Genomic DNA, 23,617 nt, shown 5'->3' with positions numbered 1-23,617 from the left:
CGGTGACCACCACCAGCGAAGTCAGCCAGGCCGCGCCGCCCGTCCTCGACCGGCGGCAGCGCAACGTCGTGTTCGGCACCATCATGCTGGGGATGCTGCTGGCCGCCCTCGACCAGACCATCGTCGGCACCGCGCTGCCGACCATCGTGGCCGACCTCGGCGGCGCGTCCCACATGTCCTGGGTGGTGACCGCCTACCTGCTGGCCGAGACCGTCACCACGGCGCTGGTCGGCAAGTTCGGTGACCTGTTCGGCCGGAAGATCGTCTTCCAGGTCTCCGCGATCGTCTTCATCACCGGCTCCTTCCTGTGCGGCCTGTCCACCGACATGCTGCTGCTGATCGCCTGGCGGGCGGTCCAGGGCATCGGCGCCGGCGGTCTGATGGTCACCTCGATGGCGCTGATCGCCGACGTCATCCCGCTGCGCGAACGCGGCAAGTACCAGGGCGCGATCGGCGCGGTCTTCGGCGTCTCCACCGTGATCGGCCCGCTGCTCGGCGGCCTGTTCACCGACCACCTGTCCTGGCGCTGGGCGTTCTACGTGAACGTGCCGATCGCGATCCTGGTGGTGATCGCCGCCGCCCGGAACATCCCGGTGGTCCGCACCGCCGCCCGCCCGGTCGTCGACTACCTGGGCATCGCGCTGGTCGCGGTCGGCGCCAGCGCCCTGATCCTGGCGACCAGTTGGGGCGGCAACGAGTACGCCTGGGGCTCCCCGGTGATCGTCGCGCTGTTCGCCGGCGGCGTGCTGGCGCTCGGCCTGTTCTGCTGGGTGGAGACCCGGGCCGCCGAACCCATGCTGCCGATGCGGCTGTTCCGCAACCAGGTCTTCACGGTCTGCTCGATCCTCTCCTTCATCGTCGGCTTCGCCATGCTCGGCGCGATGACCTTCCTGCCGACCTTCCTGCAGTACGTGGACGGCGACTCGGCGACCGTCTCCGGCGTGCGCACCCTGCCGATGGTGCTCGGCCTGCTGATCGCCTCGATCTTCAGCGGCAACGTGGTCTCCAAGACCGGCCACTACCGGGTCTTCCCGATCGTCGGCTCGCTGGTGATGGCCGTCGGCCTCTACCTGCTGTCGCTGCTCGACGTCGGCACCAGCGCCTGGCTCGCCAGCCTCTACATGTTCGTGCTCGGCGTCGGCATCGGCCTGTGCATGCAGGTGCTCACCATCGCCGTGCAGAACACCGTCGACTACGCCGACCTCGGCACCGCCACCTCCGGCGTCACCTTCTTCCGCACCCTCGGCTCCTCGTTCGGCACCGCCGTCTTCGGCACCATCTACGCCAACACCCTGAAGACCAACCTCGCCGACGGCATCGCCGCGGCCGCCCGGGCCGGCGCCGACCCGCGGCGGATCGCCGCCGCCGCGCAGAACCCGCACGGCGTCCACGAACTGCCCGCCGAGCAGGCCCGGCCGGTCATCCAGGCGTACGCGGACTCGCTGCACACCGTCTTCCTGTGGACGGTGCCGGTCGCGCTGCTCGGCTTCGTGGTCGCGCTCTTCCTCCGGCAGGTCAAGCTCCGCGACACCGCCCGCGCCACCTCGACCGACATGGGCGAGGGCTTCGCCCAGCCGAGCTCCGGCGACTCCGCGAAGGTGCTCGAACTCGCCGTCGCCAAGCTGCTCGGCAGCGCCGGGCCGGACACCGCCCGCCAGGTCGTCCACTCCTCCGGCACCCGGCTGGACGTGGCCGGCGCCTGGGCCGTCATGCAGGTCGAACTGTTCACCCGCACCGTCGGCCACGCCACCCTCAACCTGATCGCCGCCCGCCGCCGGATCCCCCCGGAGGTCCTGCAGCCGGTCTTCGACCGGATGACCGCCGAGGGCTTCCTGGAGGCCCGCAACGGCTTCTACGCGCACACCCCGGCTGGCGAGCACGAGGTCGCCACCATCACCCGGGCCTGGTCGGCCTGGCTCAACCACCGCCTGGAGGAGGACCGCGGCCGCCCGCGCAGCGCCGAACTGCGCGCCGCCGCCGACGCCATCGCCAAGCGGATGATCGCCGAGGACCTGGCCGAGGGCCTCCCCGAACACGGCACCCTGCTCGCCGGCCGCCGCTGACGGCCCGTCACCCCCGCTGCCACCTCCCACGACCGGCGGCCCCGTCCGAGGCACCCCTGCCCGGCCGGGGCCGCCGGACTCTCTAGGCTGGCTCCATGCTGCTGTACGCCCCCGCGGTCCTGTTCCTGCTGCTGTTCGGGGCCGGCGTGCTCCGCGACCGGCGCCGGTTCAGCAACGCCGTGTACCTCGGACTCGGCGTCACCTTCCTGGCCTTCGCGCTGCTGGCCACCCTCGGCCGGAGCGACTCCGTGCTCGCCGAGACGGTGCTGGTGGCGGTCGTGCTCGCGCCCGCGCTCGGGACGCTGGTGCTGGCCGGGCTGCTGATCGCCAACGGCTTCAAGATGATCCGCAAGGAGGGGCGGCGTCCCGCCAACCTGCTCTCGCTGCTGTGCGGCCTCGGCATCCTGGTCGTCGTCGGCCTGCTGCTGGCCGCCACCCAGGCCGACTCGGCCGCCCTGGTGGTGGTCGCCCGCACCGTCTTCCTGGTCGCCAGCTACCTGTCCTTCCTGTACTGCTGCTTCATCGGCTACGCCTACCTGTACGGCCACCTGACGCCCCGCCAGGAGGTCGACTACGTGGTGGTGCTCGGCTCCGGCCTGATCGGCGGCACCCGCGTCCCGCCGCTGCTGGCGAGCCGCCTGGAGCGCGGCCGCCGGCTCTACGAGGCGCAGGCCGCGCTCGGCCGGCCCCCGATGCTGATCACCTCCGGCGGCCAGGGTCCCGACGAGCAGCTCCCCGAGTCGCACGCGATGGCCGCCTACCTGGAGGAGCGCGGCTTCCCCGCCGACCGGATCATCCGCGAGGACCGCTCCCGCACCACCGCCGAGAACCTCCGGTTCAGCGGCGCGATCATGGCCGCCGCCGACCCCGGCTACCACTGCGTCGTCGTCACCAACAACTTCCACGCCTTCCGCGCCGCGCTGCTCGCCCGCCAGGAGGGCGTCAACGGCCAGGTGGCCGGCTCGCCGACCGCCGCCTACTTCTGGCCCAGCGCCACCATCCGCGAGTTCGTCGCCGTCCTGGCCGCCCACAAGTGGGTCAACCTCGCCGTCTGCGCCCTGCTGATCACGGTCTCGGTGCTGGCCTGACGGGGCGTCAGGCGTCCAGGGCGGCGACGGCCAGTACGGCGGCGACGGTCTCGGCGGGCGCGCGCAGCGGCAGCAGGTGGTCCACCCCGGGGAGACGGGTCGGTTCGCAGCCCAGCCGGGCGGCGGTCGCGGCGGCGCAGTCGACGGCGGCCGGCAGGTCCAGCTCGCCGACCAGGACCCGGACGGGGACGCCGAGCCCGGGGGAGAGCCGGTCGAACACCGGCGGATCGGGCCGCAGGTGGACATCCTCCACCGGCCAGGCCGCCGCCGCCGACCGCAACTGGGCCCGGGCAGCCCCGTCGTGGCCGCTCGTCGCCCACGCGCGCAGGCCGAACTCGGTGAGCCCGGCCACGTCCCCCGCCGCGGCCAGCCGCTCGTACTCGGCGTCGCCGGCCGGGTCGGGCGGCCACGGCCAGCCGGGCACGCCCGGGCAGAGCAGCACCAGCGAGGCCACCCGCTCCGGCGACTCCACCGCCAGCCCGAGCGCCGTCCCGCCGCCCATGCTGCACCCCGCCAGGTGCACCCGCCGCAGCCCCAGCCGGTCCAGCACCGCCCGCAGGTCGGCCAGCATCGCGTACGGCCCGGCGGGCCGCGGCGAGCGGCCGTACCCGCGCACGTCGTACCGGATCACCCGGAACCGGTCGAGCAGCGCGGGCAGCGCGCCGTCCCAGATCCGCGAATCCCCCACCCCCGGGTGCAGCAGCACCAGCGGCGGCCCGTCGCCGCCGCTGTCCGCCAGCCAGATCCGCCCGTCCCCGAGTTCGACCAGTTCCCCGTCCGTCATGCCGATCATTCTCGGGCTCGCCGCCCGGCCACCGCACCGCAATTGTCCGGGGTCGGACCGGCCCGGGGCCGTACGGTGGCGGGATGTTCAACCGGATCGAGGTCGAGGTGCTGCCGCGCGGAACGCGCCGGGGGCCGACGCTGCGGGTGCTGATCGACGGCGAGGACCTGGCGGCGCGGGTGGTCGGCCCCGGCGGACGCGGGCCGTTCGCCGCGGAACTCGCCGACGGCGGGCCGCTGTGGGGATCGCCGGCCGGGCGGCGGCTGGTGCTCGGGGAGCCCGAGTGCACCGGGGGCTGCTGCGGCTGGATCTCGGTGCTGGTCCGGCGGCACCCGGCCCTGGTCGAGTGGACGGACTGGGAACTGCCGCTGCTCGGCGAGCGCCTGCCGGACCTGCACTTCGAGGCCGGCCCGTACGACGCGGAACTCGCCCGGGCCGCCGCGCCGCGCTGACGGGGCGTCAGGCCAGGGCGGCCGCCGCCAGGGTCTCGGCGGTGCGGCGGAGGGCCTCGCGGGCGTGCGGGGCGGTGGTGGGGAGGCAGCGGGCGGCGGTGGGGGAGTAGGCGGTGCCGATCACGCCCGCGTGGTCGGTGGCGGGTTCGGTCAGGGTGGCGGGGTGGCCGTGGGCGAGCAGGGCGGCGTGCAGCTCCCTGGTGCGGGCCGGGTCGACCACGGTGTCGGCGGAGCCGTGCAGCAGGTGGACGGGGAGGTCGCGGGCGGCGGCCGGCAGGTCGTCCAGCGGGGCGGTGCCGGTGCTCGGCGCGGGCGTCGCGTAGGAGCCCGCGAAGGCCACCACTGCGTCCGGGCGCCACCCGGCGAAGCCGGCCGGGTTCAGCGCGGCGCCCACCGCCGCCTTCGCCCCCAGCGACCAGCCGGCCAGCACCAGCCGTGCCCCGGCGGCGAGTTCGCGGGCGTGCGCGGCCGAGTCCAGCAGCTGGGACCGCCCGCCGTCCGGCGCGTCCGGCCGCCAGTCCGGGACGAGCACCCGCACGCCGAGCGCGGCCGCGGCCCGGGCCAGCGGGGCCAGCACGTCCCGCTCGTCGGGCCCGCGCCCGTGCCAGAGCAGCACCACGGGCCGGCCGTCGGCCGCCCCGGCGGGGCGGTGCAGGTCGGCGGGGCGGGCCTCGGGACCGTAGCGCAGGACGGTGGTGCGGACCTCGGTCACGGCGGGCCTCCCGGGCGGGTGTCACGGCTGGGTGTGACGGGTTGGGCGTGACGGCTGGGCGTCACGGCTGGGTGTCACGGTGCGGTGGAGGCTACCGGGTCGATCCGGGTAGCGGTCAGCGAGGCCCGCAGGCGGCGGTAGGCGGTCGGGTCGAAGTGCCCGGCCCGGGGGTGCAGCACGGTGGCGGCGGAGAGCGCGACCGCGTCGGGCAGGATCGCCGGCCAGCCCGCGTTGCCGCCCAGCCCGGCGGCGAGCGCGGCGACGGCGGAGTCGCCCGCGCCGGTCGGGTTGCCGGTGACCGCGGCGGGCGGGGCGCAGCGCCACGCGCCCTGCTGGTCGACGGCGAGCAGGCCGTCCGGTCCGAGCGAGGCGAGCACCGACTCGGCGCCGCGCCGCAGCAGCAGGCGGGCGGCGTCCAGCGGGTCGGGCAGGCCGGTGGCGGCGGTCAGTTCGGCGGCGTTCGGCTTGATCGCGGTGGGGCGGGCCGGGAGCGCGGCGAGCAGCGCCGGGCCGTCCGCGTCCAGTACCACCGGAAGGCCGAACTCCCGTCCGAGCGCGACCAGTTCGGCGTAGCCATCGCCGGGCGCGCCGGGCGGGAGGCTGCCGGAGAGGACCAGCACCCGGGCCCCGGGCAGCTGCCGAGTGGTCGCGGCGAGCAGGGCGTCCCACTCGGCGGCGGACAGTTCCGGACCGGGCTCGTTGAGCGCGGTGGCGTCCTCGGCGTCGACCACGGTGACGGTGCGCCGGGTGTCGGCGGCGATCGGCACCACGGCGTGGTCCAGCCCGGCGGCGGCCAGTTCGGCCCGGACGGCCGCGCCGGTCGGCCCGCCGAGCGGCAGCACGCAGCGGGCCGGGCGGCCCAGCGCGGTGAGCACCCGGGCCACGTTGACGCCCTTGCCGCCGGCCTGGGCGGCCACCCCGGCGACCCGGTTGCTGCTGTGCGGCCGGAAGCCGGGCACCGTGTAGGTGACGTCCAGCGCCGGATTGGGTGTGACGGTCAGGATCACGGCGGACGCCCCCCGGGCAGCGAGTCGAGCAGAACTGATTGATCGAAGCTGCTCGATCATATCGAGATTCGCGCAGATTCGAGCAAGGGCGGGGTGTGATTCGGCGGGGGTGCGGGGTGGAACGGCGGGTGGCGGTCGGTGGAACGTTCGGGGGCGGCGTCGGGTGGCGTGCGGCCGGGCGCTAAGTTGGCTGTACATCTTTTGGTGCGTCGCCGGGTGGCGCGCCCGCCGGAGGGGGAGTCGAGTGACCGAGAGCGCCGTCCCGATCGTGGTGCTGGCCGCCGCGCTGCTGCACGCGGTGTGGAACGCGCTGGTGCACGGCGTGCGCGACCGGGTGGCCGGGGTGGCGCTGATGAACGCGGTCTTCGTGGTGTGCGGCGCCGTCCTCGCGCTGTTCTTCGCGCCGCCCGGCCTGGCCGCGCTCCCGTACCTGCTGGTCTCCACCGCGATCCAGACCGGCTACCAGCTGCTGCTGGCCCGGGCCTACCGGCTCGGCGACTTCGGCCAGATGTACCCGATCGCCCGCGGCACCTCGCCGGCGGTGGTGGTGCTGCTCGCCGCGACCGCCCTGCACCACCCCGTGCCGGCCGGGCAGCTCACCGCGATCGCCGTCATCTCGCTCGGCCTGGCCGGGCTCACCCTGGTCGGCGGACGGCCCGGGCGCGCCCAACTCCCGGCGCTGGCCGCCGCGGTGGGCAACGGTGTGCTGATCGCCGGCTACACCGTGGTGGACGCGGGCGGCGTCCGGGCGGCCTCCTCGGCGGGCGGCTACATCGCCTGGATGTTCCTGCTCCAGGGCACCGCCGTGCTCGCCGCCGTCACCGCGCTGCGCGGCCGCACCCTGCTGCCCGCCCTGCGCGAGGGCCGCGCCGTCGGCGTGGCCGGCGGCCTGATGTCGCTCACCGCCTACGGCCTGGTGGTCTGGGCCCAGACCGTCGGCGACCTGCCCACCGTCGCCGCCCTGCGCGAGACCTCGATCGTGATCGCCGCCCTGATCGGCACCCTGGTCCTGCGCGAACGCCTCGGCACGATGCGACTGGCCGCGAGCGCCACCGTGCTGACCGGCATCGCCCTGCTGGAGTTCGCGCGCTGACGCCTGCGGCGCGTGCCGGGTGGAAAGGGAGGGCGGTCAACCACCGTGTTGCGTCCGGGGGTTGGTGGTAGGGAGTGGTCGGTGGCCGGCAGCGCCCTGCTGGAGTTCGCGCGCTGACGCCTGGCCTGCTGCTGGGCAACTGCCTTGGTGCGCCGGCGGGTTGGGCAACTGTCTTGGCGTGAACGGGGGTTCGGTGGGGCGGTCAGGTCAGGGTGGTCAGGGCCCGGGCCAGTCTGGTGGCGGCCTCGGTGAGTTGGGTGTGGTTCTCGGCGGCGGCCAGGCTGATCCGGGTGCGGGGGGCGGGTTCGGCGGTGAAGTAGCCCGGGCCGGGGGAGACGGCGACGCCCTGGCGGAGGGCGGCGGCGGTGAAGGCGGTCGGGTCGACCGGGGCGGGGAGGGTGAGCCAGAGGTGGAAGCCGCCGCGGGGGAGCCGGGGCGGGAGCAGGGCGGGGGCGTGCTCGGCCAGGGCGGCCGCCATCACCTGCCGGCGGTCCGTCAACTCCCTGGAGAGTGAACGGAGGTGGCGGGGCCAGTCGGGGGAGGTGACCAGTTCCAGGGCGGCTTCCTGGAGCGGGCGCGGGACGAAGAAGGAGTCCACCGCCTGGACGGCGCGCAGCCGGGCGAGTGCCGGGCCGCGGGCCACCAGCGCGCCCACCCGCAGGCTCGGCGAGGCGGCCTTGGTGAGCGAGCGGACGTGCACCACCGTGCCGTCGGGATCGTCGGCGGCCAGCGGCAGCGGGAGTTCGGGGGCGTCCGCGTGGGCGAGCAGCCGGGCGAAGTCGTCCTCGACCACGAAGGCCCCGGCCCGCTTCGCGGCGGCCAGCACCGCCCGCCGCCGCTCGGCGGCCAGCACGGCGCCGGTCGGGTTCTGGAACAGCGGCTGGCAGACGAACAGCCGGGCCCCGGAGACCGTGAACGCCTCGGCCAGCCGTTCGGGGCGCACCCCGTCCTCGTCCACCGGCACCGGGACGGGGCGCAGGCCCGCGGCCCGGGCGATCGCCAGCAGGCCCGGGTAGGTGGGGGACTCGACCAGCACCGGCGCGCCGGGCGGGGCCAGTGAGCGCAGCGCGGTGGTGAGCGCGCTCTGCCCGCCCGCGGTGATCAGCACCTCGGCGGCGGTGACGCCGCCGCCGAGCGCGCGGGCGAACCAGCCGCGCAGCTCCGGCAGGCCCTCCAGCGGCGGGCGGCCCCAGGCGCCGGGGCGGCGGGCGGCCCGGGCCAGCGCCCCGGCCAGCGCCCGCTCCGGGAGCAGCGAGGCGTGCGGGTAGCCGCTGTTGAGGTCGATCACCTCGGCCGGCGGCAGGGTGAGCGCCGCCAGCACCCCGGAGGCGTCCACCACCCGGGCGGGCGGGGCGCCCGCCTCGGCGCTGAGCGCCACCTCCTGCCAGGAGAAGTCGCCGCGCGGGGCGGCCGCCGGGCGCGGCGCGGCCCGGAACACGCCTGCGCCCGGCCTGGTCACCACCACGCCCTCCGCGGCCAGTTCGCGGATCGCCCGGGACACCGAGACCGGGCTGACCCGGTAGCGCTCCACCAGCTCCCTGCTACTCGGCACCTGCTCGCCAGGTGAGTAGCGCATCACCTCGGCGCGCAGCGCGGCTGTCAACTCCTGAACCGTCACCAACAGCCCTTCAGCTCGGAGTTCCGGACCGCTGGCCCCGCGTACGGCGGAACTGCTACCGTCCTGTATGTCAGCACAGAATAGCGCTACTGTCCTCCGCCCGATAGCGGTCACCGGCTCCGCGCAGGCCGCCCTCGGGGTGCTCTCCTTCTCGTTCAGCTTCCCGGCCACCGCCTGGGCCCTGGAGGGCTTCGGCCCCTGGACGGTCACCGGACTGCGCGGCGTGCTGGCCGCGCTGATCGCCGGGGCCTGCCTGCTCGCCACCGGCGCCCGCGTCCCGCCGCGTTCCGCGTGGCCCGGGCTGGCGGCCGTCGCGGTCGGCTGCGCGGTCGGCTTCCCGCTGCTGTCCACGCTGGCGTTGCGGATCTCCTCCACCGCGCACTCCGCCGTGGTGATCGGCCTGCTGCCGCTGGCCACCGCCGCTGTCGCCGCGCTGCGGTCCGGCTCCCGGCCGCCGCGCGCGTTCTGGCTCGCCGCGCTCGCCGGGGCCGCCGTGGTGCTGGCCTTCACCGTCCAGCAGAGCGGCGGCGCCGGGCTCACCACCGCCGACCTCTACCTGTTCGGCGCGCTGGTGGTCTGCGCGGTCGGCTACGCCGAAGGCGGGCGGCTGGCCCGCAGCATGCCCGGCTGGCAGGTGATCGCCTGGGGCCTGGTCGCCGCGCTGCCCGTCACCGCGCTCACCGGCGGGCTCGCCCTCGCCGTCGAGCCCGTCCACTGGACCTGGCACGGCGTCACCGGCCTCGGCTACCTGGCGGTGGTCTCGCAGTTCGGCGGCTTCGTGGTCTGGTACCGGGGCATGGCCGCGATCGGCGTCCCCCGGGCCAGCCAACTCCAGCTCGCCCAGCCGCTGTTGACGCTCTGCTGGGCCGTCCTGCTGCTCGCCGAGACGCTGCCCGCCGCCGCCGTGCCCACCGCGCTCGCGGTGGTCGCCTGCATCGCCGCCACCCAGCGCGCCGCCCGCCCGAAGGCCCCCGCGACGACTCAGCCCGCCGCCGGACCGCGGGGCGCCACGTCGTAGAACAGCCGCTCCCCGGCGTCCGCCGCCCGCCGGGCCAGCGCGGTCAGCGGCCCCAGCGCCGCCGTCGTCCCGACCGGCAGCGGCCGGCCGTACGGGTGCCGCGCCAGCAGCTCCGGCAGCGGGGTGCCGGCCAGCCCCGCGAGGACGGCCGGGTGCAGCTCGTACACCCACGGGCCGGTGCTCCACGGATGCTCGGCGGGCACCAGACAGCCCGGCCAGGGGACGGCGGGCCACACGGTGTCGGTCAGCCCGTCGCCGTTCGCGTATTCGTCCTCGGGGAGCAGGTCCTCCAGCAGGTCGAGGACGGCGGCGGAGACGTCCCGGACGGTGTCGAACGCCGCGCGCGGGGCGCCCGCCGGGAGGACGGCGCGGACGGCGGGCGCGTCGCGTGCGCAGAAGACGTCGATCAGGTCGTTCACCGGGCGGGCCGTCAGGAGGCCGTCGTCAGGGCGCAGAACATCGGCTGACCGGCCTTGCGGGCCCGGCGGGCCAGGATCGACAGGTGGTGGATCAGCGTCATCACCGTCACCGGCTCGGCGGCCTTCAGCTCCTCGGCGCGGCCCCACGCGGCGGCCAGGTCGGGGAGGTGGCGGCGCTCGATGCCGGCCAGCGCGTCCCGGGTCTCCTCGCTGAGCCTGACCACCCACGGGCCGGTGATCCACGGGTCCTCGAAGTCGATCGCGGTGCCCGGCCCCTCCGGGTCCCAGGGCTGCGGCCCGGTCGGCCAGACCGACGCGTCGGGGCCGGTCTTCTCGGCGTCCTGCTCGCCGCGCGCGGCGGCCACCAGGTGCGGCAGGACGGTGGTCGGGTCGATCCGCAGGGCCCGCACCGTGTCGAACGCCTCGGCAGGCGGCTGCTCCGCCTTCGCCATCACCTTCTGCACCGCAGCCTCGTCGGCCGCCCGGAAGTAGTCGGTCCGCAGGTCCATGTCGCACGCTCCCCTCGCTCGGCAAGGTGCCCAGTGGACCACGCCGGGCCCCGTCCTGGGTACCGGGTCACCGTCCTGTGATCCGCCTCCCAGTCGTCAGGACGGCGTTCCGCCAACGAAGTTCGGGCACTATCTTCTGCCTGTGCCCTCGCCCGCCCCGTCCCCGTCCCCGTCCCGGCCCGCGCCCGCCGCCCGGCGGCCCGGGAACCGCCCGCTGCGGGTGCTGCTGGGCGCGTCCGTGCTGGCCAACACCGGGGACGGCGTGCTGCGGATGGGCCTGCTGCTGGTGGTGGCGCGGTTGACCCGCTCGGCGGACGCCTCCTCGCTGGTGATGGCGGTGACCACGCTGCCCTGGCTGCTGTTCGGCATCCCGGCCGGGCTGCTCGCCGACCGGGCCGGCCGGAAGACCCTGATGCTGGCGGCGGACGGGGCCCGCGCGCTGCTGATCCTGGCCATCGGCGCGGCCGCGGCCCTGGACGCGCTCCCGCTCGCGCTGCTGCTCGCGCTGGCGTTCCTGGTCGGCGTCGCCGAGACGGTGTTCAACACCAGCAGCGAGACGGTGCTGCCCACCGTCGTCCCGCCCGCCGAACTGACCCGCGCCAACGGGCAGTTGGCCACCACCGTGCGGGTCACCGGCCAGTTCGTCGCTCCCGCGCTGGCGGGCTGGCTGACCGCGCTGTCCGCCCCCGTGACCTTCCTGGTCGCGGGCGCCGGCTACCTGGGCTCGATGCTGCGGCTGACCGCCCTGCCGAAGGACGTCGGCCGCGTCCCGCCCGCGGGGCGCCCGCTCCCCGGCCGGGCCGGGGCCCGCACCGGCCTGCTGTTCCTGGCCCGGGACCGCGGGCTGCGCGTCATCACCCTGGCCGGGGCGCTCACCACCCTCGCCAACACGTCCTTCCTGGCCTTGTTCGTGGTGTACGCCACCACCGGCCCGCCGCACCTCGGCGCCGCCGGATACGGCCTGCTGCTCAGCTCCGTCGGGGTCGGCACCGCCGTCGGCTCGCTCACCGCGCACCGGGCCGAGCGCCGCTTCGGCACCGCGCCGGTGCTGTGCGCGACCCGGCTCGGCTGGGGGCTGATGTTCGCCGCGCCCGCCTTCCTGGACGGCGTGCCGCTGTTCGCCGCGATGACGGCGGGCTCCGCGCTCGGCGGCATGTGGGGCGTGCTGACCACGACGATCCGCCAGCGGCTGACCCCGCCGGAGATCCGCGGCGCGGTCGGCGGCGCCTACCGGGCCGTCATCATGAGCGCGATGCCGACCGGCGCGCTCCTCGGCGCGCTGCTCCAGCGCCTGCTGGGCACGCCCGGCACCTTCCTGCTGTTCGGGGCCGCCATGGTGGTGCTGGCCGTCCCGGTGTGGCGCGCCGTCCCGGTCGGCGGGCCGCCGGCCTGAGGGGTTCCGTCCCGACCGGCGGACCGGGGCGGCCCGGCACCTCCGCACAGGGTGCCGGGCCGCCCCGGTCGGGGCCGGTCAGAAGCCCGGGATGCCGGCGTCCTTGCAGGCCTTGGCGTACTGCGGGGTGCAGATCTCCTCGGCCTTGTAGAGGCCGCCGTCGACGACGGTCTCCACCACCTTCGCCTTGGTGACGACGATCGGGGTGAGCAGCATCGAGGGGATCTGCTCGTCGCCGGACTTGGTGACGGTGGACGCCACCGAGGTCACGTCGATGCCCTTCACCAGGTACACCGCCATGTTGGCGGCGGCCTCGGCCTCCGGCTGGTACGGCTTGTAGATGGTGTACGCCTGGTCGCCGGTGAGGATGCGACGGACTGCGTCCAGCGAGGCGTCCTGCCCGCCGACCGGCACGTCGGTGCGGCCGGCCCGGTGCAGCGCGTCGATGATCGCGCCCGCCATGCCGTCGTTCGCCGAGTACACGGCCTGGAAGCCGTTCTTGCCGAGCTTGGCGACCGCCTCGTCGACCTTGGCGGAGGCCACCTCGGGCTTCCACTCGCCGGACTGCTCGTAGGCGATCCGCTTGACCTTGCCGTCCAGCGCCCGGTGCGCGCCGGCCTTGAAGTCGCCCGCGTTGGGGTCGGTCTCCGCGCCGTTGATCATCACGATCTCGGCGTCCGCGGCCTTCTTGCCGCGCTGGCCGAGCGCGTCCAGCAGGGCCTGGCCCTGGAGCTCGCCGGTGCGCTGGTTGTCGAAGGAGATGTACGCGGCGACCTTGCCGGCCGCCAGCCGGTCGTAGGCGATGACCTTGGTGCCCTGCTTGGCGGCGGCGTCCACCCACGGCGCGGTGGCCGAGGCGTTCACCGGGTCCAGCAGGATCACCTTGACGCCGCGCGCCAGCAGCGCGTCGAACTGCTCCTTCTGCGCCTTCTCGTCGCCGTCGGCGTTGGCGTAGTCGAGGGTGCACCGGGTGCACAGCCCGGTGACGGAAGCCTCGATCAGCGGCTTGTCGAACGCCTCGTAGCGGGTGGAGGAGGTGCGTTCGGGCAGCAGCAGGCCGATCGCCTGGTTGCCCGAGGACGACGAAGAGGGCTTGTCGTTCCCGCAGGCGGCGAGCGACATCGCCATCGACACGGCGGCCGTGCCGATGACGAGTCGACGCGTCATCGAGTTCATGGTGGGTGGTGCCTCCCTGACGGCGCCGCGTCCCTGCGGCGAGGTGAAGGGGAGTCAAGCCCACCCATCATGTGTCGTCAAGAAGTAAATCATTGGTCGAGATGGTTCGACCAAGTCGTTACCTTCTTGAAGGCAAATCGGGAGAAACGGGCGAAGATCGTTCAGCGCTGGTTTCGCGCCACCAGGAACACCCCGCCGACCACGATCCCGCCGCCCAGCAGGATCGGCCAGGTCAGCGACTCGGACAGGAACAGCCAGCCGAGCAGCACCGCCACCACCGGGTTGACGTAGGCGTAGGTGGCCACCAGCGGCAGCGGCGCGCGCTGCAGCAGCCAGGCGTAAGACGTGAACGCGACAATGGAGCCGAACAGCACCAGGTACCCCAGCCCCGCCCAGGATGCGCCCGACACCGCCCCCGGCTCGAACCGCCCCGGCTCGCCCCGGACGAAGGACAGCGCCAGCGCGCCCGCCGCGCCCGCCAGCATCTCGTACGCGCTCGCCACGAACGGGTCGGCCGGCATCGGCAGCCGCCCCGCCAGCACCGAGCCCAGCGCCCAGACCACCGCCGCGCCCACCACCAGCAGCAGGCCCGACAGTTCGACGTCCCCCGTCAGGCCCGGCCCCGTCAGCACCGCCAGGCCCACCAGCCCGACCAGCACGCCCGCCAGCGTCGTCCCGTCCGTGCGCCCGCCGAACGCCCGGCGCAGCAGCACCACCCACAGCGGCACGCTCGCCACCAGCAGCGCCGCCAGCCCCGACGGCACCGTCCGCTCCGCCAGCACCACCCCGCCGTTGCCGCCGGCCAGCAGCAGCACGCCCACCAGCGCGGCGGAACCGAACTGACGCCACGTCACCCGCAGCGCGCGGACGCCCTTGCGCACCGCGATGCCCGCCAGCAGCAGCACCGCCGCGGCCGCGAACCGCAGCGCGCCGGAGAGCAGCGGCGGCATGGTCTCCACCACCACCCGGATCGCCAGGTAGGTCGAACCCCACACCACGTACACGATGCCGAGCGCCGCCCAGACCGCCGCGCCCAGCCCCGCGGGGCGGGCGTCGGCGGGAGGCTCCGCGCGGTTCTGCGGGGCGGGACAGGCGGGTTCGGCGGAGGGCTGCGGAGAGGTCGCGGACATGTGCGTCTCCTTGTCTTGGTCCTGACGGGACGTCCGGCGGAATGACACCACACTCCGGCCCCGCCCGGCAGGGGGTTTCGGCAGCCGATACGTGCGGACCCCCGCCGCCGCACGCCGGACAGGGCCGACCGGATGAACCGGCGCACCACCGCGCCGCCACCCGCCCCGGCCCGGCCGCGCCGGATGGTAGGCATGGGGGCGGCCCGGCGCGGCCGACCCGGGAGCGCGCCGCCGACGGGAGGAGCGGCCGCGTGGCATGGTTCGCCGCCCCCGAGTACCGGATCGCCCGGGAGTCGTTCCTGCGCCTGCTCGCCCTGGTCTACTGCTGCGGATTCCTCGCCGCCGCCCGCCAGTTCCGCGCCCTGCTCGGCAGCCGCGGCCTGCTCCCCGTCCCGCGCTTCGTGGCCCGCGTCCCGTTCCGCCGCGCCCCCAGCCTCTACCACTGGCACTACAGCGACCGCCTCTACGCAGCCCTCGCCCGGACCGGACTCGTCCTCGCCGCCGCCCTGCTGGCCGGCGCCGCGAACCTGGTGCCCACCCCCGCCGCGATGACCGCCTGGGCCGTGCTCTGGGCGCTCTACCTCTCCGTCGTCAACACCGGGCAGACCTGGTACGCCTTCGGCTGGGAGTCCCTGCTGCTGGAGGCCGGCGCGCTCGCCGTCTTCCTCGGCAACGCCCGGGTCGCCCCGCCGCTGCTCGGCATGTGGCTGCTGCGCTGGCTGCTGTTCCGGGTCGAGTTCGGCGCCGGACTGATCAAGTGGCGCGGCGACGCCTGCTGGCGCCGCCTCACCTGCCTCTACCACCACCACGAGACCCAGCCTCTGCCCGGCCCGCTCAGCTGGTTCTTCCACCACCTGCCCCGCCCGCTGCACCGGGTCGAGGCCGCCGCCAACCACATCGTCCAACTCGCCGTCCCCTTCGGCCTGTTCCTCCCGCAGCCGATCGCCTCCTGGGCCGCCCTGCTGATGATCGCCACCCAGCTCTGGCTGATCGCCTCCGGCAACTTCGCCTGGCTGAACTGGCTCACCGTCGCCCTCGCCCTCGGCGTCCTCGACACCGGCACCCTGCGCCGCGTCCTCCCGCTCGGCCCCGATCCGACCTACCCGCCCCCGCCCCTGTGGTGGACCGCCTCGGTGGCCGCCTACGCGCTGCTCGTCCTGGTCCGCTCCTGGGGCCCGGCGCGCAACCTGCTCTCCCCCCGGCAGCGGATGAACCGCTCCTACGACCCGCTCCACCTGGTCAACAGCTACGGCGCGTTCGGCACCGTCAATCGCGTCCGGTACGAGATTGTTCTCGAAGGCACCCGCGACGTTCACGGGCAGGACGGCTGGCAGGAGTACGAATTCCCCGGCAAGCCCGGCGAACTCCGCCGCCTGCCGAGGCAGTTCGCGCCCTACCACCTGCGCCTCGACTGGCTGATGTGGTTCGCCGCGATCTCCCCGTCCTACGCCCGCCCCTGGTTCCGCCCGCTGCTCGCCCGCCTGCTCGTCAACGACCCCGACACCCTCCGCCTGCTGCGCCGCAACCCCTTCCCCGACGCCCCGCCCACCCTGGTCCGGGCCTGGCTGCACCGTTACCGCTTCACCGACGCCCGCGAACTCGCCGCCACCGGCGCCTGGTGGCACCGCACCCCCGTCCGCGACTACCAACCGCCCGTCGGCCTCGCCGAACTCCGCCACCTGCTGCCGCCCGGCCCCGGGGCCCCCGGGGCCTTCGGAACCCCCGGAGCCGCCCGGTGAGCCCGCCCGGCCGCCCGGTGGGGCCGCCCGGCTGCAGCCCCCCGTCCGGGCCGGGCGTACTGTCGGTGCCGCTCCCTACCGTACGGACCGGACGGCCGGGCCCCGTGCCCACCGCCACCGGTCCACCCCGGCCCGGCAATTCGCGGGGACCCGCTGCGTGCACGCCTCGAACGCGCACCCGTATTCTGGCCTCCCGCGACGCCACCGCCGCCGCACCCACCCCACCCGCCCCCCTGCCCGCCACACGCCACGAACCGGACTCCATCACATGACAGTGCGCACCCTGAACGACGCCGACGACACCGCGTCCGACACCGCGTCCGCGGCCGTGTCCGCAGCCGTGTCCGCGACGGACGGCGAGACCCGCCAGAGCACCCGCGAGGAACTCGGCCGCTTCGCCGACCAGGGCGGCTTCACCCTCACCGCCGACGCCAACCCCTGGCTGGAGGCCGCCGAGACCCTCACCGGCCCCGAGGAGGCGCGCGCCGCCTCCACTGTCCTCGCCGAGCTCCGCAGCCGCGACACCCGCGCCGTCGGCCGGGCCGCCAACGCCATCGCCGACAAGGCCGGCCTGCGCATCCCCGACACCCTTGGCGGCCTCACCACCCTGCTCGACCTCCTCCAGCGCGTCCACGCCACCACGGCCACGCTGCGCCCCGAGGTCTATGCCCGCGACCTCGGGCAGCTCGCCGCCGCGACCGGCACCGGCGCCTACCGCAAGGCCGTCGGCGCGAAGCTCGGCTGGAACCAGCGCCGCAGCCTGCGCGCCCAGGCCCGCACCCTCGCCGCCGCCGGCGCCCGCCGGGCCGACCTGCACACCGCGCTCGTCGCGGCGGTCGCCGCGCACCGCGACTGGACCGCCCTCGCCGAGGAGGGCTCGCGCCCGGCGGTCCCCGTCGACGGCGCCCTCCTCACCGAGACCGCCAACGTCGTCGAGTCGCTGGCCGACGCCGTCCGCTCGCTCGCCCGCCTCCTCCCCGAGCGCGCCCTCGACTCCCTCCCGCTGGCCGAACTCGCCGACCTGGTCGACCGCCTGGCCGCCGACGAGGGCACCCTCTACCGCCTCTCCGCCCTCCGCCAGCTCCGCCTCGAACTCGCCGAGCAGGGTCTCACCGACCTGCTGGAGGAACTGACGGAGCGCCAGGCCGACAAGGACGCCGCCCTCGCCGCCTACGACCGCCACCACGCCGCCCGCACCGCCCTGGCGGGCGGGCCGCGCCAGGCGACGGACGACGTGGCGGACGCGACCGAGACCGTCGAGCCGGTCGCCGAGGTTGCCGAGGCTGTTGTCGAGACCGAGGCCGTCGAGGTCGCCGAGGTCGCCGAGGTTGCTGCGGTGGTCGAGGTCACCGAGCCGGAGACGGTGGTCGAGGCAGTCGAGCCGGTCGCCGAGTCCGTCGAGGTTGCCGAGCCGGAGGCCGTTGTCGAGCCCGAGGTTGCCGAGATTGCCGAGGTTGCTGCGGAGGTCGCGCCGGAGGCCGAGGCGGTCGAGTCGGCTGTCGAGGCCGTCGAGTCGGAGCCTGTCGCCGAGGTCGAGGTTGTCGAGCCGGCCGCCGAGGTCGAGGTCACCGAGTCGGTCGTGGAGGTGGAGGCTGCTGCTGCGCCCGAGGTCGCGGAGGCCGCTGCCGAGACCGAAGCCGTTGAGGTGACTGTCGAGGCGGAGCCCACCGTCGAGGCCGACGAGCCGGTGGCCGAGGTGGCTGTCGAGGTTGCCGAGGCGGCCGTCGAGGTGGCGCCGGAGCCGGAGGTCGCTGCTGAGCCCGAGATTGTCGAGCCGGTGGCCGAGGTCGCGGAGCCCGTTACCGAGGTCGAGCCGGAGCCCGTCGCCGAGGCGGCCGAGACTGTTACCGAGGTCGTCGAGCCGGAGTCCGTCGCTGAGGTTGCCGAGACCGTCACCGAGGTCGTCGAGCCGGAGCCCGTTGCCGAGGTCGAGACCGTTGAGCCGGTCGTCGAGGCCGAGGCCGTTGCCGAGCGGCCCACCGAGGCCGAGCCGGTGGCCGAGGTGGAGCCCGTCGTCGAGCCCGTCGTGGTGGCCGAAGCCGTCGAGGAGGTTGTGCCGGAGGCCGAGCCGGTGGCCGAGGCTGCGCAGGTGGCCCGGCCCGAGGTGGTGCCCGGGAAGCCGATCACGGGCTACTCGGCGGAGGAACTGGTCGCGCTGGTGGCCTGGTTGGACGCCGACGGGACCTCGCGCAGTGACGACGAGCTGCTGCGGGCGGCCATGAAGGAGCTCGGGTTCGCCCGGCTCGGGCCGCGGATCAAGGAGGCGCTCGCCGCCGCCGTCGCGTCCGTACGGGCCTGACGTATCGTCAAGAACCAATGGGGCGCCCGCCGTTGCGGAATTCTCGCAACGGCGGGCGCCCCCGTTTCACGGGCCGAGGCGCAAGGCTGCGGTGGTGGCCGTTGCGGCGGGGTGGGGATGAGGAGGGCCGGGAGTTCGCGGACGCTGCGGGTGGTGAGGACGGCTCCGGTCGCGGCGAGTGGTAGTCCGACGGCCCGGAGCGGGACGGTGTGGCTGCGGTCCGGGGGAGGCCGGGGCAGAGGGCGGCGAAGCCCGGGAGGTAGAGCCAGGCGCCCGCTTTCCAGGGGAAGTTGAACCGGCGCAGCGGGGGTCGGGCCTGTCGTGGGGATGCATCCTGACTCGGGCATGTCCGGAGTCTCGCGCCGGTCGGGGACGTACCGTCCGCCGGGGGTGGCGGGTTTCAGCGGGTGCGGCCGAAGAAGGCGGCCGTCTCGGCGCGCCGGTGCCAGGCGATGACGGCCAGCGGCACCATGAAGAGGAACGGGGTCCCGGCGTTCTCGCCGTGCATCGCGGTGAGCTGGGTGACGAACGCGAACCCCAGGAACACGATCAGGCCCGTCGCGGCCGGACCGGCCAGTCGGCGCACCAACAGGCCGACCGCGCCCGCGAGTTCCACCAGGCCCGTGACGTACATGAGCCAGTGGCCGACCCCGATGGCGTCGAAGACGGTGACGGCGGCGGGCAGCGCGATCAGCTTGGGCAGCGCGCTGGCCAGGGCGAAGAAGAGGGCGAGCAGGATGCGCAGTGCCCACACCGTCCGGACGGCGGCCTTGCCGGACTTGGCGGTGGTGGGGGCGTCAACTGCGGTGGTGGTGCTGGACATTGTTCAGGTCTCCCCGGTGGGTCGGCGTTGCTTTCACCCGTTGGACGACCGCCGTCGCGGGAACTCATCGGTCCCGGACGGGAAAGATTCGGGAGTTTTTCGGCCGGGCCGGTCGGGGGAGCGGACCGGGGCGGAGCGCGGCGATCCAGGAGGTGAAGTCCGCGGCCTCGGTCTCGAAGCCGTCGGGGTCCAGGTCGCCGAGGTCCGAGGAGAACACGGCGGAGCCCGGGTCGCCGGCGCGCAGCAGGAAGCCGCGGCCGCCGCTGTCGTCGCCGACCAGGACGAACCCCGGTGCGTACCGCGCGACTTCGTAGGTGGCGTTGCGCTCGCCGAGGCATCCGGCCGGGTACACGGTCGTGCCGTCGTCGGCCGTCAGGCCGTCCGCCACCGCCCACAGCGCCACCAGGGGAGCCGGGAGAGCCGACCCGAACTCGGCCCGGGCCCGCGCCACTTCGTCCGCCGCAGCCGCCTCGACCATGCCGGTGTCTTCCCTTCCATCACGCACCCCGTGCCGCCCGGCCTGCGGGCCCTGCGACGGAGCCTGCCATCCCCACCCGCGGCCCGGCAAGCCGCCGCCGGGCCGGAGCGCGTTCCCGGAAAGCGCGTTCCCGGAAAAGCGCGTTCCCGGAAAAGCGCGTTCCCGGAAATTCGCAGGCGTGGAACGGCAGGGGCAGGTCAGACTGTGGGCCATGCGTTCCGAACACGAGTCCTGGCAGCTCTTCTCCGACACTGCCACCCAGCAGCCCCTCGCCCGGGAGCGCGCGCCGCTGCCCGCCAGCCGGTCGCCCTTCCTGGAGCCGGTGGCGACGGCCGAACGGGAGCCGGCGCCGGACGCCGACCTCCGCCACGTCGCGGTGCCGCTCGCCTGCTGAGCGGCACCGCCCGCGTATCGTGGGCCGGGTGGACGAACAGCGCGAGTGGCGGGTGGCGGCGGACCCGGGCCTGGTCGTGCAGCGGGCCTGCACACACCTGGACGAACTGCGGGAGGCTCCCGCGCACGCGGCGCCGGGCTGCGAGGAGTGCCTGCGGGACGGTACCGCCTGGGTCCACCTCCTGGCCTGTCTGAACTGCGGCCACGTCGGCTGCTGCGACAGCTCGCCCGGGCAGCACGCCCACCGACACGCGCACGGCGCCGACGGGCATCCCCTCGCCCGCTCGCTCCGCCCCGGCGAGGACTGGGCCTGGTGCTACGCCGACGAGGTCTACCTGCGCCCCGCCTGACGCCCCCCGCAGCGGCAGTGCGCGGCTCATGCGCCGATGTCCTCGTACCAGAGGTCGGGGCGGGCTGTGACGAAGTCGGTCATCAGGGCGGTGCAGTACGGGTCGTCGAGCAGGGTGATGCCGGTGCCGTGGGCGGCCAGCCAGTCGTGGCCGCCGGTGAAGGTGGCGGACTCGCCGATGACCACGTGGCCGATGCCGAACTGGCGGACCAGGCCCGAGCAGTACCAGCAGGGCGAGAGCGTGGTCACCATGACGGTGTCGCGGTAGCCGCGCAGCCGGCCGGCGGCGCGGAACGCCGAGGTCTCGGCGTGCATCGAGGGGTCGCCGTCCTGAACGCGACGGTTGTGGCCCCGGCCGAGGAGCTCGCCGTCCAGCCGGAAGAGCGCCGCGCCGATCGGGATGCCACCCTCCGCGAGACCGGCCTCCGCCTCCGCCACCGCGACCCGCAGCCACACCCGCGCCTGATCCACCGTCACCCGACCGCCCACCGGCCACCTCCTCATCGAAGGGAGCATGCCCCGCGAGGAGGCGCGCCGCGCCGGGAAGGGGTGTTCGAGGGAGAAGCCGAGCCCCTGGCCGGAGGCGGGCTGTGCAGGGAGGAAGCGCAGGGTGGCATGCCCCGCGAGGAGGCGTGCCGCGCCGGGAAGGGGCGATCTCCCTGCCGGGGGCGTGCCACGTCGTGAGGGGGTGTTCGAGGGAGAGGCCGAGTTCTCTGCCGGAGGCGGGCTGTGTGGGGAGGAAGCGCAGGGTGGCATGCCCCGCGAGGAGGCGTGCTGCGCCGGGATGGGGGTGATCTCCCCGCCGGGGGTGCTGTGCTCGGAGGGGGCGGTTGCCCGGGGTGGGGGGTGAGGGGGCTTGGGGTTTCCTTTAAGGTGCGGGGATGCGAGATTTCGGGGCGGGGTTGCGCTTCCTGTTCGACGGGCAGCGGTGGGTGGCGCGGCACGGCCGCTGGTGGGGCTTCGGGATGGTTCCGGCGCTGATCACCCTGGTGGGGTACGTCGCGGTGCTGGCGGTGCTGGTCACGTACGCGGGGGACATCGCGGCGTGGGCGACCCCGTTCGCCGACGGCTGGGCCGAGGGGTGGCGGGACACCCTGCGGGTGCTGGTCGGGGTGGCGGCGGTCGGCATGGGCGGGCTGCTCGCGGTGCTGACGTTCACGGCGGTGACGCTGCTGATCGGCGAGCCGTTCTACGAGTCGCTCTCGGCGAAGGTCGAGGAGAGCGAGGGCGGCGGCCCGGCGGGGCCGGACGTGCCGCTGTGGCGGGAGCTGTGGGTCGCGGCCAGGGACAGCGTCGCGGTGCTGCTGCGCGCGGCGGCGTTCGGGATCGTGCTGTTCCTGTGCGGGTTCATCCCGGTGGTGGGGCAGACGGTGGTGCCGGTGCTGGGGGTGTGCGTCTCCGGGTTCTTCCTGACGGCCGAGTTGACGGGCACGCCGCTGCAGAAGCGCGGGCTGTCGCAGAAGGAGCGGCTGCGGCTGCTGCGCTCGCGGCTGCCGATGGCGGTCGGCTTCGGCGCGGGCCTGGTGCTGACCTTCCTGATCCCGGTGGCGACGGTGCTGGCGATGCCGGGCGCGGTCGCGGGTGCGACGCTGCTGGCCCGGGAGATCTCCCCGCACGAACCCCCGGAGGCCGAGGCCGAGGACGTGGACGGCCAGGACGCGGACGGCCAGGGCCCGGTCGGCCAGGAGCCCCCGTCCTACGACCCGAACCCGAACCCGTACGGTGCGTGGCCGGCCAAGGGGTCGAACCCGTATGCCGACCCGCAGATCTGATAATCGAACCCATGACCAGGTGTGAGGAAGTCTTGACGTAGCGTCATCGGCTGCGCCATAACGTCCCCATGGCCGCACCCGTGGACGCCGCCCCGCGCGGCACCGATCTCGGCGACCCCGCGTTCTGGCGACTCCCGGAGGAGTCCCGGTACGCGGCGTTCGCCCGCCTGCGCGAGCGCTCCGGACCGGTCGGGTTCACCGATCGGGCGACGGGGCGGCGCTGCTGGGCGCTGGTGCGGCACGCGGACGTGACGACGGCCAGCCGGGCCCCGCAGGTGTACCTCTCGGGGCCGGGCGTCACCTCGCCGGAACCGGCCCGCTGGGTGCGGGCGGTGTTCGGCGACTCGATGGTCAACCTGGACGACCCGCACCACGCCGACCTGCGCCGGGTGGTCGGCCGGGCGTTCACCCCGCGGCTGCTCGCCAAGGTCGAGCGGGACATCGCGGAGATCTCCGCCCGCCTGGTCGACCGGCTGGAGCACGAGCGGCCCACCGACTTCGTCGCGGCGGTCGCCGCCGAACTCCCGTACCGGGTGATCTGCTCGATGATGGGCGTCCCGGAGGCGCAGCGCCGCCGCATCCTGGCCCGGATAGACCGCGCCGCCGCGTCGGCGGGGGTGGCCCGGCGCGGCCTGCGGGTGCCGGGGCGCGGGCTGCGGGCGCTGGCCGCGATGCAGTGGACGGTCGCCGCGATCGGCCGGGAGCGCCGCCGCGAACCGGCCGACGACCTGATCTCCGCCCTGGTCACCGCCGACGTGGACGGCCGCCGGCTGGGGGCCCGCGAACTGGGCGCGTTCTTCTCGCTGCTGCTGGTCGCGGGCGTCGAGACCACCCGCAACGCGCTCGCCCACGGCCTGCACCTGCTCACCGTCCACCCCGAGCAGCGGGAGTTGCTCCGCTCCGACCTGGACGCGCACCTGGGCGGCGCGGTCGAGGAGATCGTCCGCTGCTCCACGCCGATCGTGCAGTTCCGCCGCACCGTGGCCGTCGACCACCGGCTGGCCGGGACCAGGCTGGCGGCCGGCGACAAGGTGGTGCTGTTCTACGGCTCCGCCAACCGCGACGAGGCGGTGTTCCGCGCCCCCGACGCCTTCGACATCACCCGCTCGCCCAACCCGCACCTCGGCTTCGGCGGCGGCGGCCCGCACTTCTGCCTCGGCGCCCACCTGGCCCGCCAGGAGATGCGCATCCTGCTCCGCGAACTCCTCACCCGCCTCCCGGAGATCCGCAGCACCGCCGCCCCCGACCTCGTCCCCTCCTCCTTCGACCACCGCGTCCGCGCCCTGCGCTTCACCTTCTGAG

At 75.0% G+C, this 23,617-nt stretch carries 23 protein-coding genes; 12 read left to right on the top strand and 11 right to left on the bottom strand.

The features are described 5' to 3' along the window. Positions 1-2 precede the first annotated feature (2 nt). A complete protein-coding gene (locus ACIOHG_RS02070) occupies positions 3-2,063 on the top strand; it encodes an MDR family MFS transporter (protein WP_400944263.1) in 2,061 nt (686 codons plus the stop codon). A 95-nt stretch (positions 2,064-2,158) separates the two neighbouring features. Then, positions 2,159-3,151 carry a YdcF family protein gene (locus ACIOHG_RS02065; protein WP_400944261.1) on the top strand — a complete coding sequence of 331 codons (993 nt, stop codon included), beginning with the start codon at positions 2,159-2,161 and terminating at the stop codon, positions 3,149-3,151. Between the two features lie 7 nt (positions 3,152-3,158). On the opposite strand, the gene ACIOHG_RS02060 is transcribed toward ACIOHG_RS02065, so the two are convergent. Next, positions 3,159-3,935, bottom strand: coding sequence for an alpha/beta fold hydrolase (locus ACIOHG_RS02060; protein ID WP_400944259.1), 777 nt, complete (start codon positions 3,933-3,935; stop codon positions 3,159-3,161). A gap of 83 nt (positions 3,936-4,018) precedes the next feature. Between ACIOHG_RS02060 and ACIOHG_RS02055 the strand changes: the two genes are divergently transcribed. Next, the gene (locus ACIOHG_RS02055; RefSeq protein ID WP_400944257.1) at positions 4,019-4,387 is read left to right on the top strand and encodes a hypothetical protein; all 369 of its coding nucleotides are present in this window, start codon (positions 4,019-4,021) and stop codon (positions 4,385-4,387) included. A 7-nt stretch (positions 4,388-4,394) separates the two neighbouring features. Here the strand turns inward: ACIOHG_RS02055 and ACIOHG_RS02050 are convergent, their stop codons facing one another. Then, positions 4,395-5,099, bottom strand: a complete 705-nt coding sequence (locus ACIOHG_RS02050) for an alpha/beta hydrolase (RefSeq protein ID WP_400944255.1) — start codon at positions 5,097-5,099, stop codon at positions 4,395-4,397. Between the two features lie 74 nt (positions 5,100-5,173). Beyond that, positions 5,174-6,106, bottom strand: a complete 933-nt coding sequence (locus ACIOHG_RS02045) for a 1-phosphofructokinase family hexose kinase (RefSeq protein WP_400944253.1) — start codon at positions 6,104-6,106, stop codon at positions 5,174-5,176. Positions 6,107-6,350: 244 nt separating this feature from the next. Between ACIOHG_RS02045 and ACIOHG_RS02040 the strand changes: the two genes are divergently transcribed. Next, positions 6,351-7,199, top strand: a complete 849-nt coding sequence (locus tag ACIOHG_RS02040) for an EamA family transporter (protein ID WP_400944251.1) — start codon at positions 6,351-6,353, stop codon at positions 7,197-7,199. 202 nt (positions 7,200-7,401) lie between these two features. Here ACIOHG_RS02040 and ACIOHG_RS02035 read toward each other — a convergent pair whose 3' ends face one another. Next, positions 7,402-8,817 (bottom strand): PLP-dependent aminotransferase family protein, encoded by a 1,416-nt coding sequence (locus tag ACIOHG_RS02035; protein ID WP_400944249.1) that lies wholly within the window; start codon positions 8,815-8,817, stop codon positions 7,402-7,404. A gap of 67 nt (positions 8,818-8,884) precedes the next feature. Here ACIOHG_RS02035 and ACIOHG_RS02030 point away from each other — a divergent pair, with 67 nt between their 5' ends. Next, positions 8,885-9,835, top strand: coding sequence for a DMT family transporter (locus ACIOHG_RS02030; protein ID WP_400944247.1), 951 nt, complete (start codon positions 8,885-8,887; stop codon positions 9,833-9,835). Here ACIOHG_RS02030 and ACIOHG_RS02025 read toward each other — a convergent pair. Together ACIOHG_RS02025 and ACIOHG_RS02020 are read right to left on the bottom strand one after the other, a co-directional pair. Then, positions 9,799-10,254: a hypothetical protein gene (locus ACIOHG_RS02025; protein WP_400944245.1), complete on the bottom strand. Its 456-nt coding sequence runs from the start codon at positions 10,252-10,254 to the stop codon at positions 9,799-9,801. The two genes, ACIOHG_RS02030 and ACIOHG_RS02025, sit on opposite strands and share 37 nt — an antisense overlap. Before the next feature lie 11 nt (positions 10,255-10,265). Further along, entirely contained in the window at positions 10,266-10,763 is a 498-nt protein-coding gene (locus tag ACIOHG_RS02020; RefSeq protein ID WP_400944243.1) for a hypothetical protein, read from the bottom strand. Between the two features lie 142 nt (positions 10,764-10,905). Here ACIOHG_RS02020 and ACIOHG_RS02015 point away from each other — a divergent pair, with 142 nt between their 5' ends. Beyond that, on the top strand, positions 10,906-12,156 hold the full coding sequence (locus ACIOHG_RS02015) for an MFS transporter (RefSeq protein WP_400944241.1): 1,251 nt from the start codon (positions 10,906-10,908) through the stop codon (positions 12,154-12,156). Between the two features lie 78 nt (positions 12,157-12,234). Here the strand turns inward: ACIOHG_RS02015 and ACIOHG_RS02010 are convergent, their stop codons facing one another. Both ACIOHG_RS02010 and ACIOHG_RS02005 read right to left on the bottom strand, forming a co-directional pair. Next, positions 12,235-13,332 carry a sugar ABC transporter substrate-binding protein gene (locus ACIOHG_RS02010; protein ID WP_400944239.1) on the bottom strand — a complete coding sequence of 366 codons (1,098 nt, stop codon included), beginning with the start codon at positions 13,330-13,332 and terminating at the stop codon, positions 12,235-12,237. Between the two features lie 161 nt (positions 13,333-13,493). Beyond that, positions 13,494-14,462, bottom strand: a complete 969-nt coding sequence (locus ACIOHG_RS02005; protein ID WP_400944237.1) for an EamA family transporter — start codon at positions 14,460-14,462, stop codon at positions 13,494-13,496. A gap of 251 nt (positions 14,463-14,713) precedes the next feature. On the opposite strand from ACIOHG_RS02005, the gene ACIOHG_RS02000 reads away from it, so the two are divergent. Continuing rightward, positions 14,714-16,201 (top strand): lipase maturation factor family protein, encoded by a 1,488-nt coding sequence (locus tag ACIOHG_RS02000; RefSeq protein WP_400944235.1) that lies wholly within the window; start codon positions 14,714-14,716, stop codon positions 16,199-16,201. 268 nt (positions 16,202-16,469) lie between these two features. Continuing rightward, complete coding sequence (locus tag ACIOHG_RS01995) at positions 16,470-18,500, top strand: hypothetical protein (RefSeq protein ID WP_400944233.1); 2,031 nt, start codon at positions 16,470-16,472, stop codon at positions 18,498-18,500. Positions 18,501-18,900: 400 nt separating this feature from the next. On the opposite strand, the gene ACIOHG_RS01990 is transcribed toward ACIOHG_RS01995, so the two are convergent. Together ACIOHG_RS01990 and ACIOHG_RS01985 are read right to left on the bottom strand one after the other, a co-directional pair. Then, on the bottom strand, positions 18,901-19,323 hold the full coding sequence (locus ACIOHG_RS01990) for a DoxX family protein (protein ID WP_400944231.1): 423 nt from the start codon (positions 19,321-19,323) through the stop codon (positions 18,901-18,903). Positions 19,324-19,387: 64 nt separating this feature from the next. Further along, positions 19,388-19,801: a hypothetical protein gene (locus ACIOHG_RS01985; RefSeq protein ID WP_400944230.1), complete on the bottom strand. Its 414-nt coding sequence runs from the start codon at positions 19,799-19,801 to the stop codon at positions 19,388-19,390. A gap of 211 nt (positions 19,802-20,012) precedes the next feature. On the opposite strand from ACIOHG_RS01985, the gene ACIOHG_RS01980 reads away from it, so the two are divergent. Continuing rightward, positions 20,013-20,195 carry a hypothetical protein gene (locus tag ACIOHG_RS01980; protein ID WP_400944229.1) on the top strand — a complete coding sequence of 61 codons (183 nt, stop codon included), beginning with the start codon at positions 20,013-20,015 and terminating at the stop codon, positions 20,193-20,195. A 28-nt stretch (positions 20,196-20,223) separates the two neighbouring features. Next, on the top strand, positions 20,224-20,544 hold the full coding sequence (locus ACIOHG_RS01975) for a UBP-type zinc finger domain-containing protein (protein WP_400944228.1): 321 nt from the start codon (positions 20,224-20,226) through the stop codon (positions 20,542-20,544). Positions 20,545-20,570: 26 nt separating this feature from the next. Here the strand turns inward: ACIOHG_RS01975 and ACIOHG_RS01970 are convergent, their stop codons facing one another. Beyond that, positions 20,571-21,032, bottom strand: coding sequence for a nucleoside deaminase (locus tag ACIOHG_RS01970; protein ID WP_400944227.1), 462 nt, complete (start codon positions 21,030-21,032; stop codon positions 20,571-20,573). Positions 21,033-21,424: 392 nt separating this feature from the next. Between ACIOHG_RS01970 and ACIOHG_RS01965 the strand changes: the two genes are divergently transcribed. Both ACIOHG_RS01965 and ACIOHG_RS01960 read left to right on the top strand, forming a co-directional pair. Further along, a complete protein-coding gene (locus ACIOHG_RS01965; protein ID WP_400944225.1) occupies positions 21,425-22,315 on the top strand; it encodes an EI24 domain-containing protein in 891 nt (296 codons plus the stop codon). Positions 22,316-22,383: 68 nt separating this feature from the next. After that, positions 22,384-23,616 carry a cytochrome P450 gene (locus tag ACIOHG_RS01960; RefSeq protein WP_400944223.1) on the top strand — a complete coding sequence of 411 codons (1,233 nt, stop codon included), beginning with the start codon at positions 22,384-22,386 and terminating at the stop codon, positions 23,614-23,616. The last annotated feature ends 1 nt before the right edge of the window (position 23,617 follow it).

The organism is Kitasatospora sp. NPDC088134 (assembly GCF_044741705.1).
Lineage (GTDB): Bacteria > Actinomycetota > Actinomycetes > Streptomycetales > Streptomycetaceae > Kitasatospora.
Note: the sequence above shows the minus strand (reverse complement) of the source record. Positions and strands in the feature narration are given on the sequence as shown.

Coding starts and splice junctions, on each gene's coding strand:
- ACIOHG_RS02010 (WP_400944239.1), bottom strand. CDS start 13,332: ATGAACTCGATGACGCGTCGACTCGTCATCGGCACGGCCGCCGTGTCG.
- ACIOHG_RS02030 (WP_400944247.1), top strand. CDS start 8,885: ATGTCAGCACAGAATAGCGCTACTGTCCTCCGCCCGATAGCGGTCACC.
- ACIOHG_RS01965 (WP_400944225.1), top strand. CDS start 21,425: ATGCGAGATTTCGGGGCGGGGTTGCGCTTCCTGTTCGACGGGCAGCGG.
- ACIOHG_RS01990 (WP_400944231.1), bottom strand. CDS start 19,323: ATGTCCAGCACCACCACCGCAGTTGACGCCCCCACCACCGCCAAGTCC.
- ACIOHG_RS02060 (WP_400944259.1), bottom strand. CDS start 3,935: ATGACGGACGGGGAACTGGTCGAACTCGGGGACGGGCGGATCTGGCTG.
- ACIOHG_RS01960 (WP_400944223.1), top strand. CDS start 22,384: ATGGCCGCACCCGTGGACGCCGCCCCGCGCGGCACCGATCTCGGCGAC.
- ACIOHG_RS02055 (WP_400944257.1), top strand. CDS start 4,019: ATGTTCAACCGGATCGAGGTCGAGGTGCTGCCGCGCGGAACGCGCCGG.
- ACIOHG_RS02065 (WP_400944261.1), top strand. CDS start 2,159: ATGCTGCTGTACGCCCCCGCGGTCCTGTTCCTGCTGCTGTTCGGGGCC.
- ACIOHG_RS02020 (WP_400944243.1), bottom strand. CDS start 10,763: ATGGACCTGCGGACCGACTACTTCCGGGCGGCCGACGAGGCTGCGGTG.
- ACIOHG_RS01995 (WP_400944233.1), top strand. CDS start 16,470: ATGACAGTGCGCACCCTGAACGACGCCGACGACACCGCGTCCGACACC.
- ACIOHG_RS01985 (WP_400944230.1), bottom strand. CDS start 19,801: ATGGTCGAGGCGGCTGCGGCGGACGAAGTGGCGCGGGCCCGGGCCGAG.
- ACIOHG_RS01980 (WP_400944229.1), top strand. CDS start 20,013: ATGCGTTCCGAACACGAGTCCTGGCAGCTCTTCTCCGACACTGCCACC.
- ACIOHG_RS02005 (WP_400944237.1), bottom strand. CDS start 14,462: ATGTCCGCGACCTCTCCGCAGCCCTCCGCCGAACCCGCCTGTCCCGCC.